The sequence below is a fragment of the Agrobacterium tumefaciens genome (assembly GCA_025559845.1).
Classification (GTDB): domain Bacteria; phylum Pseudomonadota; class Alphaproteobacteria; order Rhizobiales; family Rhizobiaceae; genus Agrobacterium.
This window is the reverse complement of sequence record CP048471.1, coordinates 91,249-105,245: the sequence shown is the minus strand read 5'-3', so window position 1 is coordinate 105,245 and position 13,997 is coordinate 91,249. Positions and strand designations below refer to the sequence as shown.

Below are 13,997 nucleotides of genomic sequence, written 5' to 3'. Positions count from 1 at the left end.
AGCGGTTCCCCTTTTTTGCTGATGCGCTTATGCCGTTGCGAAGACCGGAGGTCGCTTGCCTGACCAGGGCTGGGCTTCCTCGAGCTGCGCGGCGAGCCGGAAAAGCGTTTCCTCATCATTGAAGCGCCCGGTGAACTGAGTTCCCACGGGCAGTCCTCCGGCCGTCCAGGCGAGCGGGACGCTCATGGAGGGTAGACCTGCCATGTTCGCGAAGGTGGTGAACGCGAGGAACTGGAGGAAGCGCTCCATGACCTCTTCGCCGCCGTGGACATCCGCGTCGAAGTGCCCCAGAGCGGGCGGCGGTGAACCAAGGGTGGGCGTCAGCCAGACATCGAAATCGCCGAGGAAGTTCGCGATGGTCCGGCCCACACCGTGGAACCAGTTCAGGTCCACGAGGTAGTCCGCCGCGGTGATCCTGGAGCCGACCCCAAAGAGGTACTGATTGAAGATTTCAACTTGCGCGGCAAGTGTCTCAGCGGGAACGTTCCTGCTACGGGCCAGTGAGGTGATCGCCCGTGTAGCGGTCATCGCCCAGAAGCGCTTGTAGTAGGTCCGATAGGTCTCGGCATCCAGGCTGGGGCGGGCCTCGACCACCTCGTGTCCAAGGCTCTCGCAGAGCTTGGCCGCCGAGACCGTTGCGGCGACACAGTCAGGATCGACATGGGTGCCGAGCAGCGATTCCGTCGTGAAGGCGATCCTCAGCCTGCGGGGGGCGGAACGGAGTGCCTGCACGTAATCGATCACCGGTTGGGGAGCGGTGTATGGGTCCCCCGCCATCGCCCCTCGTGTCGCGTCGAGCAAGGCGGCGCTGTCGCGTACGGTTCTCGAAAGGACGTGCTCGTTCACGATGCCGCCAGTGCTGTCACCGAGATCCGGACCCAGGCTTATTCTTCCCCTTGAGGGCTTGAGCCCGAACAGGCCGCAGCACGAAGCGGGGATACGGATCGACCCCGCTCCGTCGCCACCGTGAGCGGCCGGGACGATCCCCGCGGCCACGGCTGCCCCTGCTCCGCCACTCGAACCTCCGCTCGATCGAGCCGTGTCCCACGGGTTCTTCGTCGCGCCAAACAACTTTGGCTCCGTGGTCCCCAGTGTTCCGAACTCGCAGAGGTTCGTTTTCCCGAACGTGCTGAGGCCCGCCTTGCGATATCTGCGCATCAGTTCGCTGTCATGATGCGGGATGAAGTCTTTGGTGATCTCCGACGCGCCCGACGTAGGTATACCCGCCATGTGGCAGTAGAGGTCTTTCACAAGAAAGGGTGCTCCGGCGAAGGCAGTGTCCGGAGAGGCACTTCCCGCCTCGGCCCGCGCCTCTTCGTGGAGCGGCCTGATGATGGCGTTCACCTGCAGGTTCACTCGCTCCGCGCGCCGTATGGCCGCCTCAAGGAGTTCCGATGCAGTCACATCCCCGGATTTGACCAGTGCGGCCTGGGCAGTCAGATCGAGGTCTACGAATTCGTCCATGGCCATCGCTCACATCCCCAGTTCGGACGAGGCGTCGTCGAGAGCCGCGGCGATACCATCGACCAGTTCCCCGACCTGGGATTCAGTCATGACGAATGGCGGGCAGATGGAGATAACGTCGCCCATGTTGCGGATCATGACACCGTGTGCGCGGCAGCGCCGTTCAACGAGCGCTCCCACTTTGAGAGCGGGATCGAAGGGAGTTCTGGTGGACTTGTCCGCGACCAGTTCGATTCCCGCGAGGAAACCCGCGCCTCGGATTTCGCCGACCATGGGGTGATCCGCGATGGTCGCTTCGAGCCTGCCGAACAGGTGGCCGCCGAGTTCGCGTGCGCGGGTGGGGATATTCATCTCGCGGTAGGTGCGAAGGACTTCGGCAGCCACGGCCGCGGTCACGGGGTGTCCCGAATACGTGAAGCCGTGACCAAAGACGCCGATGCGGTCCGCTTCATCGGCTATAGTCTGGTAGACATGATCACCGATCACCGCAGCGGCGATCGGCATGTAACCGGACGAGAGCCCCTTAGCGATGGACATCATGTCCGGAACGAAACCGAACGTCTCGCAACCGAACCAATTTCCGCTACGGCCGAAGCCGCAGACGACTTCGTCGGAGAGCAGCAGGATGTCGTTTCGGGTCATAACCTCGCGGACACGGTGGAAGTAATCCCCCGGAGGAGAGACGACACCGCCCGCGCCCATGATCGGCTCGGCGATCATCGCGGCGATGGTGTCGGCACCTTCGGTAGCGATCAGCGTCTCGAGATCGCCGATCAGCCGGTCGCAATAAGCCTCCTCCGTTTCGCCGGGCAGAGCGTTCTTGTAGAAATGGGGCTTCTCCGCGTAGACGACGTTGAGGCCAGGAAGGTTGAAGCTCTCGTGCATATGCGGCAGGCCACCCAGAGCCGCCCCCATCACGGTGCTTCCGTGGAAAGCCCCCTTGCGGCTGATGATCTTCCGTTTGGACGGCTTCCCCCGCGCAATGTTGTAGAACCAGGCGAGCTTGACCATCGTGTCGTTGGCCTCCGAGCCGGAATTGACCAGGAACACCCTGCTGCCCGGGATCGGGGACAGTTCAGCGATCTGCTCGACCACGTCCGCGCACGGGTCATTAGAGCGGTGGTTGAAGGTGTGGTAGGTGGCGAGCGTCTTCATCTGCGCTGCCGCCACCTCCGCCAGACGGTCGTTCTCGAAGCCGAGCGATGCGCACCACAGCCCTCCCATTCCCTCGAGGTACCGGTTTCCCAGTTCATCAAGCACGTAACATCCCTCTCCCTTGGATATCATCAGAGGGCCATCGATCTCATGGCGACGGGGATTGGTCTGCGAGTGAAAGTGGTACGCCATGTCGCGTGACTTGAGGGAATTAAGCACGACAGCCTCCTAAGCAATCTTGTTTTTTATAACTTATAAGTTATCAGATGGATTTGGCAACCGTCGTTATCGCTTTTGGATAAAAATCGTCATCTGGAGTGCATCGCGCCGGTATAAGATATAAGTGATTAATCGAAGCGTCCGGACCAGGGCCGAGAGCGTAGGATAAGGGGCTAAGACGATGAGTGTGATGGACATGCAGCCAGGGGAGATGGGGAGCCTTTCGGCAAGGATCTACGCGAAGCTTCGTGAGGGTCTGATCGTAGGGAGTTTTGCTCCTGGCGAACGGCTTTTGATGCAAGAGCTCGCGGAGAAGCTCGGCACCAGTGTCACCCCGGTGCGCGAGGCGTGCCTGCGTCTGGTTAGTGAGCAGGCATTTGAACTTCGTTCGGGTCGATTTGTCATCGTCCCTGAACTTAGTCGGGACCGCTATGTCCAAATAAAAGTCATACGCACTGCTCTTGAGGGACTCGCTGCTGAACTGGCAACAGAGAATGTGTCAGCGGCAGATATCCAGCAGCTAAAAAACTCCCACGACGCTTTTGTCGCGAGCGAGAAATCTGATGACTTTGAGGCTGCAAGATCGGCGAACAGGTCTTTCCATTTCGGCGTCTATCGCCTTTCTAAAATGCCGATGCTCATCGCCCAAATTGAGACAATGTGGGTGTCGATGGGCCCCATCTTGAACGTGTATTATCGCGAAATCCCGCACGATTACGTTGGCGCGGAAGAGCATGAGCACCTCCTGGACGCTCTCCGGTTAAAAGACAAGAAGAGGGCTCGGGCGGCGATCGAAAACGATATTGCGCGAGCGTCCAAAAGCTTCCTGCGGTATTTTGAAGAACGCGAGCTAGCTTAGCCCCCGTCAACCTGGACTTTAGTTTGCAACTTCGGCAACACGCGGCGTGCGCAAGCCCGCCGTCTCGCCGCCATCGACTGTGATCACTGTTCCGTTCACATACGTCGACTGCTCGGAGAGCAGCCATGCGACGACATCTGCGACCTCTTTGGGAGTGCCGAAGCGGTTGGCGGGTATTCGAAGTTCAAGCTGTTTTTTGCGCAGCGGGTCCGCCATGATCTTATCCATCATGCGTGTGGCGATCTGACCGGGGCAGACGGCGTTGAACCGGACTTCCTCCCCGAATTCGAGTGCCAGCGCCTCGGTCATGCCGATCACGGCCGCCTTGGAGGCGCAGTAGACAGCGAGCCCCTCCTCTCCGGTCTTGCCCGCGATGCTGGCAATGTTGACGACAGACCCGCGCCCCTTCCGCAGCCCCTCTAGAGCATGCCTCGTAAAAAGGAAAGCGCTGCGGGCGTTTACTGCGAGCACCTCGTCCCAGTCCGACTGGCTGGCCTCCGCGAACGAAATGCGCCTGGACATGCCCGCGTTGTTGACGAGGCCGGAAAGCTTTCCGCCCCCCAGCTCCAACGCCTTATGCACGACGAGCTCGCAGTCGCTTTCCCGGCTTACGTCGCTCGGAATGAAGATAACACCCGGATTAGCGGCGGCCAGTGCCTCTCCCGCGGTGTGATCCCTACCTGTGGCGAGGACCTGTTTACCGGCTGCGGCCAGTACTTCCACGCAAGCCCGGCCGATACCGTGTGTAGAACCTGTAACGATGATCATTCCTGAAATACTCCCATTAGTCGACCGGGGACTTGTTGGCGGCCGCGCGGTGTTGAACGAATGCCCCGAAACCCATAAGGGCAGCCGAAACGATGACGAGCAGGGTCGACATCGCGAGGATAGACGGGTCGATGTTATCTCTGAGGCCGTCGAACATCTGGCGGGGCAGCGTCCGCTGGCCTGGACCGCTGATGAACAGCGCCACGACCACCTCGTCGAAGGAGAACACAAAGGCGAAGAGCGCTCCCGATATGACGCCAGGCGCGATCAGCGGAAGCGTGACGGTCCGGAACGCGTGGAAGGGGGGCGCCCCCAGACTCGCCGCTGCGCGTACGAGGTTCGTGTCGAAGTTCTTGAGGGTCGCCGTGACCGTGATCACGACGAAGGGAACCGCCAGAACCGCGTGAGCCAGAACGAGGCCGAGGAAGGACGCCACCAGGCCGAGCTTGGCAAAGAAGAAGTACATCCCAACCCCGCTGATGACCACCGGAACGATCATCGGAGAGATAACGACCGCGAGGATTGTCGATCTGGCAGGCAGAGATCCTCTCGACAGGCCGAGAGCCGCGATCGTCCCAAGGGCACTGGCAACGACGGTCGCTCCTGCCCCGATGAGAAGGCTGTTCATCAACGCCGACATCCAGGGCTGTGGCTGGAGTATCTTGTAATACCACTGCAGCGAAAACCCGGGCAGTGGATATGACAGGAAATTGGCAGAGCTGAAGGAGATCGGAATGATGGCCAGCGTCGGACCGATCAGGAAGACCATGGCCAGGATGCAGAACGCTATCTGCAGGCGTCGGATGCTTGAAGGCATGGCTCACTCCATTCCCACGATACGGCCGATGCCCACGATCTTGCCGACGATGATGTAAAGGGCGAGGATACAGCTCAGAAGCAAGACTCCAAGAGCCGCGGACATGCCCCAGTTGATGGTGGTGTTGGCGTAGAACGCTACGAAGTAGCTGAGCATCTGGTCCGACGCGCCGCCAACGAGCGTCGGCGTTACGTAATATCCGGCCGCGATGATGAACGTCAGGAGACATCCTGCTCCTACGCCCGGCAGCGTCAACGGGAGGTAGACCCGCAGAAACGTGGTGACGGGGCCAGCGCCGAGGGAGGATGATGCGCGCACGAATGACGGTGGAATGCCTTTCATAACGCTCACGAGCGGCAGGACCATGAACGGCAGCAGGATGTGTACCATCGCTATGTAAAGCCCGGTCCTGTTGAACACGAGCTCAAGCGGCGCGTTGGTCAGTCCCGCCGCCTGCAGCGCGCGGTTCACTATTCCCTCTTTCTGTAGGATCACGATCCAGGCGCTCGTCCGCACCAGAAGCGAAGTCCAGAAGGGCAGCAGGACACAGGCCAGCATTATGGCCGAGAATCGACCGCCCACCGCCACGACGGCATTCGCGATCGGGTAGGCCAGCAGGACGCATATGACCGTGACGAAGCCACTGATTGTCAGCGTGCGCGCGAGGGTGGAAAGAAACAGCCGCTCCTCCGGAGGGGCGAGTTTGATACCTCCGTCGTCTCCAGGCCTGAGGTCGACCGCCGACAGCAGGTAGAAGGCAGTCAGCGCTGAGCCATTGCGCTGGATCGCTCTCCAGTACGAGGGATCATTCCATTGTTCGTCGAGGCCTACCAGGTATTCCCGGGCAGAGGTTATCTCGGCGGTTTTTGCGTTTCTCACCGTCTTCGCCAGGAGGCTACGGAACCCGGTGATCTCGTAGTTCAGCCGACGGCCCGCTTCCGCCAGGACGTTCGGCTGAACGTCGGACCGTATGTCCGCCACGAGCGCGTCGAAGGCCAACGAAGGCGGATCGGACCGCCCGTCCCATGTCCGCAGGGCCTCCAACGTCCGGGGAAGAGCGCCGCGAACCTCGGGGTTGTTGACCGCGTAGAAGAGCATTGTACCGAGCGGAAGTACGAATGCGAATACGATGAAGGCGACAAGAGGTCCGATCAAGGCAAGGGAAATCATTCTCTGGCGTCTTCGATCGGCGCGGAAACCGGCCGCCAGCGCGGAAGCGCGCCCCGGCCGGCCGGCGGCAGCCCCCGAGGGCTGCCGCACCATGATACCGGAGGTCACTGAGCCCGCCATGTCGCGAACCTCGCCTCCAGGGCTTCGCCGTTATCCGCCCAGAACTCGGTGTTCAGCCCGACGGCGGACTTGAGGTTTACCTCCGTCGTCGGGAGGTCTTTTGCCAGTTCCGGCTTCATGCTCTGTATGGCTTTCTTGTTGGTCACCCCGTACGCGATATACTGCGGGAATGCAGACTGGGCCGCGTCCGAAGCTGCGAAGGCGATGAACTTCTGCGCGTTCTCGCGGTTCGAGCTTCCCTTCACGATGCCCCAGTAGTCGATACCGTAGACCTGGCCATCCCAGATGAGGGCGAAGTTCTTGCCGGAAGCGTTGGCGGCGGTCACGCGGCCGTTAAATGTCGCGGTGGCGACCACGTCACCCGCCGCGAGACGTTCCAGGGATTCGGCTCCGGACGTCCACCAGATGATATCGCCCTTGATCTGGTCGAGCTTCGCAAACGCGCGGTCCTGCCCGGCCTTTGTCGCGAGGGCCCTGTAGACTTCGCCCGGAGGCACCCCGTCGGCCAGAAGGGCGATTTCGAGCGTCATCTTGGCTGTCTGTCGGAAACCCCTCTTCCCTGGCCACTTCTTCATGTCCCAGAAGTCTGTCCAGGTCCGCGGTCCATCGGCAGTTTTGGACCTGTCGTAGCTGGGAACCATCGACCACACGAAAGCTCCCACGCCGCAGTCACTGTAGGCCTCGGGAATGAAGTCGTCCCTGTTGGCGATCTTGCTCCAGTCGAGCTCCTCGAACAGCCCTTCCGCGCAGCCGGAAAGTAGCGTGTTTTGCTCGACCTGCATGACGTCCCAGGAGACGCTGCCGCTGGCGACCATAGCACGAACCTTCGCCATCTGGCCCGAATAGGAATCCTCGGTGACGGCGACGCCGGATGACTTCGCGAAGGGCTCGAAAAACGCCTTCCGCTCCGCGTCCTGGAGAACGCCGCCGGCTCCCACGACCGTCAGCTTGCCGGGTTCAGCCAAGCTCATCGACGAGACGCCAAGGCCGGCGAGCAAAACCAGCCCGCCAATGAAATCGCGATAAAGCATGATACCTCTCCTCATTGTGCCACCCACCGATTGAACCGCTGCTGCAGCTCCTCCTCATGATCCACCCAGAACGGCGTGCTCAACGCGAGCGCGCCGGCCATGTTGTTTTCGGCTGTCGGCAGCTGCGGTGCGATATCCGGGGAAATGCTGGACGTCGCCTTCGCGTTGGTGACGCCGTAGACCATCTTTTCGGCGAAAGCCTTCTGCGGCTCTGGGCTGGTCATATACGCGACAAGGTCGAAAGCCTTCTCACTGTTCCCGCCCTTGGGGATGGCCCAGAAGTCCATCGCGTAAAGCTGGTTTGTCCAGGACATCCTGAAATGCTTGCCCTGCCGGTTGGCGGCGATGACGCGGCCGTTGTAGGCGGAAGTCATCGTGACCTCGCCCGAGGCCAGCCATTCCATCGGCTGCGCGCCGCTCTCCCACCACTGGATATTCGGTTTCAGTTGATCGAGCTTGGCGAATGCCCTGTCCTGCCCTTCCTTCGTCGCCAGGACCTTGTACAGTTCCTCAGGCTTCACCCCGTCGGCGAGCAGCGCGATCTCGATCGTCATGCGAGCCTGTTTGCGCAGTCCGCGCTTGCCCGGCCACTTCTTGACGTCCCAGAAGTCCGCCCAGGATGTGACGCCTGTGGTCTTGTCCCCGTCGTATGCGAGGATTTTCGACCAGACAAAGGCCCCCACTCCGCAGTCCGACTTGGCCGGACCGATGATGTCTGCTGAATTCGGCAGGCTCTTCCAGTCGAACGTCTCGAGAAGGCCCTGGTCGCACGCCAGGATCATCTCGTTCTCGTCCATTTGCACGACGTCCCACGTCGTCGTGCCGGTCTCCACCATCGCCTTCACCTTGGCGATGCCTCCCGTGTACGACTCCTCGATAAGAGGCGCGCCGGACTTCTTTTCGTAAGGCTTGAAGAGCGTCTCGCGCATAGCCTCCTGAGTTGCGCCGCCGAAGCCAACGACCGTGAGATCGCGGGCGAGTGTCGGTGTCGCCGCCGCGAGGCAGGCGACCGTGGCCATCAATGTTATAAACCGGTTTCTCATTGGTTCCCCTTTTTTTTGAGATAAGGTTTTGTCGTTATGCGGCGGCTGACCTCGCAAGATCAGCCATGGTGGCGTCGATGAGCTCAAGGGTGTCGTCTAACACCGTCTGATCGTGACTAAGCGACAGGTAGAGCCGCTTGAGCTGGAGGGGCTGGAAAATCTGCCGGCCCGTGATCAGGGCCCGGCGGAACCGCATGTCGAGCTCGTTGTCGTTCCGTAGAAGGTCGGCATACTCCTTGAACTCGCCCTCGAAGAAGTACACGAGCCAGACGGAACCGAAGCCCGCGGTCTGGGCCCTGATGCCGTGCCGCGCGATGATTGCGTCGATCTGTTTGCGGAGATAGCTGCCGAGGTCGAAAAGGCGGTCGTAGACGCCCGGCTTCGACAACTCCTGGACGGTAGCCTTCACGGCGGCCATAGAGGAAGGGGTGCCGTTGAAGGTCCCTCCCATGAAGACCGCTCCCTCGCCGGTCCGGCCCACGCGTTCCATGATGTCCCGCCGGCCGGCAACCAGCCCGATCGGATAGCCGCTGGTGGCAGCCTTGCCGAAGGTGGCGAGGTCGGGCGTGATGCCGACGATCGACTGGTATCCGCCGAGAGCGTGCCGGAACCCGGTAATCACCTCGTCGAAGATCAGGATCACGCCGTTTTCGGAGGTGATCCTCCTCAGATCGCGCAGGAACTGGTTCTGAGCGACGACCGCTCCCATGTTGTGCGCGATCGGCTCGATGATGACAGCGGCCACCTCGCCCGGATTGGCCCGGATGTATTCCTCCACCGCCGTGGCGTCGTTGTAGGGAAGTATCTTGGTGTAGCGTGCCGCGTCGTAGAGGATACCGTCGGACATGGGGTCGAAAGCGTCGATCATCTGCCGGCTGGACTGCCCGTTCATTGCGACGTAGTCATGCCAGCCGTGGTAGCCGCCTTGGAACTTGATGATCTGCTTGCGCCCGGTATAGGCGCGGGCCAGGCGCAGGGCGTGATACGTGGCTTCCGATCCGCTGCTGCAGAAGGCGACCTGGTCGGCGCATGGAATGGACTTCACGAGGAGCTCGGCGACCTCGACCTCAAGTTCGAGAACTCCGGCCCCGACCAGATCAAGGCTCTCGCCAACTCTTGCAATGGCCCGGGAGATCGCGGGATTTCTGTGCCCGAGAACGTTTGCACCGAAGGCGCAGTGGTAGTCGGTGTATCGGGTGCCATCCGCGTCGTATAGGTACGGGCCATTGGCCCTGGCAAACGCGATCGGCGATCCAAGGCGTCGGCTGGGGCTGAGAAGACCGCCGGGTATCACCGCCTCGGCGCGGCTTGCGATTAGTTCGTTGTTGCTTGCCATCAAGCCGCTCCCCCGATGTTTTCGAGAACCACCGCGCGGATCCCGTCGGCGTCGAGGCGGTAGTGCCTGTAGAGGTGCGTGGGCGGAGCGATCAGGCTGTACTCGTCCCGGATGCCGTGACGTACGAGGCGGGCCCCTTTCCCCTTCTCTGCGAGAACCTCGGCAACAGCGCCACCCAGACCGCCGAGGATGTTGTGTTCTTCGACAGTGAGGATGATTTTCGAGCGCGCCGATGCCTCTATGATGGCTTCCTCGTCCAGAGGCTTGATCGAGTGCATGTCGATCAGGCCCACGGAATGACCGGCTGCGCTGAGCTCCTCCATCGCCTTTTTCGCACCGTGGACCGGGTAGCCCGCGGCGATAATGGTGACGTCGTCGCCGACCCCGTGAACCACGGCCTTCCCGAGCTGGAAGTCCACGCCGTTTTCGTACACGACAGGATCGTGACCGCGGTGGATGCGGAAGTAAATCGGAAGAGGGTAATCGACCGTCGCCTTCAGGGCGGCCGCCAGTGCGGGTCCATCCGCCGTGGAAACGACAGCGAGATTGGCGATGGTCCTGGTAATCGCGATGTCTTCGGTCGCGTGATGGGACGTGCCGTAGAACCCAAGCGAGATGCCTGTGTGGTGACCGATGAGACGGACAGGCTGCTTGCAGTAGGCGACGTCCATCCGGATTTGCTCGCAGCAGAGAAGAGCCAGGAACGAGGCGAACGTGGCCACGTAGGGAATGACTCCGGTCGTCGCCATGCCGGCGGCTGCCGAGACCATGTTCTGCTCGGAGATGCCGAACTGCACGAACCTCTCGGGAAAACGCCTGGCGAATTCGTTGAGGCCATTCGAGTACTGGAGGTCGGCTGTTCCGGCCATGACCGGATGGCCGGCTTCTGCCAGCTCGATCAGCGCGTTCGACAGCGTCGGCAGCGACGGCGCGCGGCGGTTCACTTCGCGGTATTGCCACGAGTCCTTGGAAATCAGCTGGTTCATTATGAAATCACCGTCTTGAGAATGGTTTCGCGGGCGTTGTCTTCGTCTTCCGCGCCGAGATACCCGAGGTGCCAACCGGGCTCGGTCTCCATGTAATCGATGCCCTTGCCCTTCACCGTCTGCGCAATTATGCAGCAGGGCCTGGTGCGCCCGGTGTCCGCCTTCACCTGCCGGAGAAGCGTCGTGAGGGCATGGACGTCGTGCCCGTCGACGGTGTGGACCTGCCATCCAAAAGCCCGCCACTTCTCGTCCAGCGGCTCCACGGCGAGGACATCGTCAACTTTGCCATCGAGCTGGTAACCGTTTCGGTCGACGATAGCGACGAGGTTGGAGAGGCCGTGACTGGAAGCGGAAAGCGCCGCCTCCCAGACCTGTCCCTCCTGCATTTCCCCGTCTCCGAGCAACACGAACGCGTTGAAGTCCCGCTTCTGGAAGCGCGCGCCGAGAAGCATTCCGACGCCGTTTGAGAGGGCATGACCGATCGAACCGGAACTGAAGTCCACGCCCGGCACCTTCGTCATGTCAGGGTGATCGCCAAGGGGGCTTCCAAGACGGGTATAGGTGTCCAGCCAGCTCGGATCGAAGAAGCCGAGGTCGGCGAGGATAGGGAACAATCCGACAGCGGCATGACCCTTCCCCATCAGGAACCGGTCACGATCCGGCCAGGCGGGCTCGCCCTTTTTGATGTTCATCACGTCATAGTAGAGCGCCGCGAATATCTCGGCGCAAGAAAACACCGATGTGTAGTGACCAACCTTGGCGATGGAGATCAGCCGAATCGTCTCGAGCCGGACGAACTGGGCGCGTTCGCGCAAAAGCTCCACCTTGGCTTCAGACAATGGATCACCGTCTCGGCCCATCGGTGGATGGCCGTCATATATATTTAACGCTGTCACGGATATGCTCCCGTTGTTCCCTAACTTATAAGTTATAAGATATAGAGAATCGAGACAAAGGCAACATGGATTTTTTGACAACGTGACAGGTCGATAAAATCGAACGTAACGGATCAAATTATGCAGCTTTTATCGAACGATGAAAAAGCAGAAGTTGTCTCCATCGAATTCAGCCATCCCAACGGAGCAAAGCAAATGACCAAGGTACTCGTCCTCTACTACTCGTCCTACGGCCACATCGAGACAATGGCGGGCTCAATCGCTGAAGGCGCCCGAAGCGCCGGCGCCGACGTTACGGTCAAGCGCGTCCCGGAAACTGTCCCGCTCGAAATTGCCGAAAAGTCCCATTTCAAGATCAACCAGGAGGCACCGATTGCGACGGTCGCGGAACTCGCCGACTATGACGCGATCATCGTCGGTACCGGCACTCGCTTCGGCCGGATGTCGTCGCAGATGGCGGCGTTCCTCGATCAGGCCGGCGGCCTTTGGGCTCGTGGCGCTCTGAACGGCAAGGTGGGCGCGGCATTCACATCCACCGGCACCCAGCACGGCGGCCAGGAAACCACCCTGTTTTCCATCATCACCAACCTCATGCATTTCGGCATGGTCATCGTCGGCCTGCCCTATAGCCATCAGGGGCAGATGAGTATGGACGAGATTGTAGGTGGCGCTCCTTATGGTGCAACAACGATTGCCGGTGGCGACGGTTCTCGCCAGCCGTCGCAGATCGATCTCGCCGGTGCCTTCCATCAGGGCGAGATCGTCGCCCGCACTGCGGCCGCTCTTGTCGCTGCGCGTAACTAAACCCGCATAGTTCACTCCTACAACTGAGCTCCAACCAGACCAGCCGATTGCGATCGGCTGGCAAGGAGAAGTCATGTCCTTGCTTTTCTCAAACAAGATCGTTGCGGTCACCGGTGCAGGCTCTGGGATAGGCCGAGCTATTGCACTTGGCCTCGCTCGTGACGGCGCGACAGTGCATCTGGCTGATCGGGATGCCGATGCTCTCGCAGAGGTTGCAGACCTAATCCGTTCTGAAGACGGGCGGGCATTTACCACCCAACTCGACGTCTCGAGCGAGCTTCAAGTTGTCGGATGGATCGAGCAGATCGGCTCTACGTCTGGCCGTCTCGATGCGGCCTTCAACAATGCGGGTATCACCGGCCCGGCGAAGCGCATCGAAGACTATTCTCTCGAGGATTTTCAGCGGGTAATCGCTGTCAATCTGCAGAGCGTCTTTCTGGGAATGAAGTACCAGATCCCGCTGATCAGGCGCAGCGGCGGTAGTTCTATCGTAAACACGGCTTCCGTCGCCGCTTTGACGGGGCCGGGAGGCATGAGTGCCTATGCCGCCTCCAAACATGGCGTGCAAGGGCTGACCCGGGTTGTCGCGATGGAAAATGCGGCGCACGGCATCCGCGTCAACGCGATTGCGCCCGGCTGGACTGAAACGCCAATGGTTGTGGCAAACAGCCAACAAAACCCCGCCTTCGCCGCACTTGCGCAGAGCGCCATTCCCGCCAAACGCGGCGGCAGGCCGGAGGAAATCGCGGCCGCGGCAATCTGGCTTGCCTCCGACGCCGCCTCCTATGTCACCGGACACATGCTGACCGTCGATGGTGGCATGACGATTGGTGGCTTCGAACTTTGACGCTCAATCTTGAAGGGAACATCCCATGTCTGACCAAAACGAAGTATTGAAAGCAGTCGTCCGCCGCAACACACTCGAAGTGCAGTCTGGCGGCAACTTCGAACTTTTTGACGAGCTTTTCGCCGACGACTTTCTGGACCACACACCGCAGCCAGGGGGGACGCCAGATAAGGAAGGAGCGCGTCGTCTTTACCACGCGCTGCGCGAAGCCTTCCCGGACTTCCACGCCGAAATTCACTGGCAAGCGGTCGACGACGACATCGTGACGACTTTCAAGACCTATCACGGCACGCATCAGGGCGTCGTCCTTGGTATCGCGCCAACGGGCCGCCAGATCAAGTTCGAAACCGTCGACGCCATGCGCATTCGCAACGACCAGATCGTCGAACACTGGGGTGTCGCCAATCTCTATTATCTTCTGCAGCAACTCGACGCCCTGCCATCCTCGGCTCCCAAAGTGCCGGAACATTAAGGATCACCAC

The 13,997-nt window shown here is 60.7% G+C and carries 14 protein-coding genes; 4 read left to right on the top strand and 10 right to left on the bottom strand.

From position 1 onward, the window contains the following. Positions 1–27: 27 nt before the first annotated feature. Together FY156_27825 and FY156_27820 are read right to left on the bottom strand one after the other, a co-directional pair. On the bottom strand, positions 28–1,464 hold the full coding sequence (locus tag FY156_27825) for an amidase (GenBank protein ID UXS05610.1): 1,437 nt from the start codon (positions 1,462–1,464) through the stop codon (positions 28–30). Positions 1,465–1,473: 9 nt separating this feature from the next. Then, a complete protein-coding gene (locus tag FY156_27820) occupies positions 1,474–2,838 on the bottom strand; it encodes an aminotransferase class III-fold pyridoxal phosphate-dependent enzyme (GenBank protein UXS05375.1) in 1,365 nt (454 codons plus the stop codon). Positions 2,839–3,019: 181 nt separating this feature from the next. Between FY156_27820 and FY156_27815 the strand changes: the two genes are divergently transcribed. After that, on the top strand, positions 3,020–3,697 hold the full coding sequence (locus FY156_27815; protein ID UXS05374.1) for a GntR family transcriptional regulator: 678 nt from the start codon (positions 3,020–3,022) through the stop codon (positions 3,695–3,697). An 18-nt stretch (positions 3,698–3,715) separates the two neighbouring features. Here FY156_27815 and FY156_27810 read toward each other — a convergent pair whose 3' ends face one another. Genes FY156_27810 through FY156_27775 form a run of 8 tightly spaced genes read right to left on the bottom strand, consistent with a single transcriptional unit; the run spans position 3,716 to position 11,828 of the window. Beyond that, the gene (locus FY156_27810; protein ID UXS05373.1) at positions 3,716–4,465 is read right to left on the bottom strand and encodes an SDR family oxidoreductase; all 750 of its coding nucleotides are present in this window, start codon (positions 4,463–4,465) and stop codon (positions 3,716–3,718) included. A gap of 16 nt (positions 4,466–4,481) precedes the next feature. Then, positions 4,482–5,282 carry an ABC transporter permease gene (locus FY156_27805; protein ID UXS05372.1) on the bottom strand — a complete coding sequence of 267 codons (801 nt, stop codon included), beginning with the start codon at positions 5,280–5,282 and terminating at the stop codon, positions 4,482–4,484. Positions 5,283–5,285: 3 nt separating this feature from the next. Next, positions 5,286–6,572 carry an ABC transporter permease gene (locus FY156_27800; GenBank protein ID UXS05371.1) on the bottom strand — a complete coding sequence of 429 codons (1,287 nt, stop codon included), beginning with the start codon at positions 6,570–6,572 and terminating at the stop codon, positions 5,286–5,288. Next, positions 6,557–7,603: an ABC transporter substrate-binding protein gene (locus tag FY156_27795; GenBank protein ID UXS05370.1), complete on the bottom strand. Its 1,047-nt coding sequence runs from the start codon at positions 7,601–7,603 to the stop codon at positions 6,557–6,559. Before FY156_27795 ends, FY156_27800 begins: the two co-directional genes overlap by 16 nt. 11 nt (positions 7,604–7,614) lie before the next feature. After that, a complete protein-coding gene (locus FY156_27790; protein ID UXS05369.1) occupies positions 7,615–8,646 on the bottom strand; it encodes an ABC transporter substrate-binding protein in 1,032 nt (343 codons plus the stop codon). A 34-nt stretch (positions 8,647–8,680) separates the two neighbouring features. After that, the gene (locus tag FY156_27785) at positions 8,681–9,982 is read right to left on the bottom strand and encodes an aspartate aminotransferase family protein (GenBank protein ID UXS05368.1); all 1,302 of its coding nucleotides are present in this window, start codon (positions 9,980–9,982) and stop codon (positions 8,681–8,683) included. After that, positions 9,982–10,968 carry a transketolase gene (locus tag FY156_27780; protein UXS05367.1) on the bottom strand — a complete coding sequence of 329 codons (987 nt, stop codon included), beginning with the start codon at positions 10,966–10,968 and terminating at the stop codon, positions 9,982–9,984. The genes FY156_27785 and FY156_27780 overlap by 1 nt, the downstream gene beginning before the upstream one ends. Further along, entirely contained in the window at positions 10,968–11,828 is an 861-nt protein-coding gene (locus FY156_27775) for a transketolase (GenBank protein UXS05609.1), read from the bottom strand. The genes FY156_27780 and FY156_27775 overlap by 1 nt, the downstream gene beginning before the upstream one ends. Before the next feature lie 231 nt (positions 11,829–12,059). On the opposite strand from FY156_27775, the gene wrbA reads away from it, so the two are divergent. The 3 genes from wrbA to FY156_27760 all read left to right on the top strand — a co-directional run bounded on the left by wrbA (position 12,060) and on the right by FY156_27760 (position 13,987). Further along, positions 12,060–12,668, top strand: coding sequence for an NAD(P)H:quinone oxidoreductase (gene wrbA / locus FY156_27770; protein ID UXS05366.1), 609 nt, complete (start codon positions 12,060–12,062; stop codon positions 12,666–12,668). A 73-nt stretch (positions 12,669–12,741) separates the two neighbouring features. Beyond that, positions 12,742–13,515, top strand: a complete 774-nt coding sequence (locus FY156_27765; GenBank protein UXS05365.1) for an SDR family oxidoreductase — start codon at positions 12,742–12,744, stop codon at positions 13,513–13,515. Positions 13,516–13,540: 25 nt separating this feature from the next. Further along, a complete protein-coding gene (locus FY156_27760; GenBank protein UXS05364.1) occupies positions 13,541–13,987 on the top strand; it encodes an ester cyclase in 447 nt (148 codons plus the stop codon). The last annotated feature ends 10 nt before the right edge of the window (positions 13,988–13,997 follow it).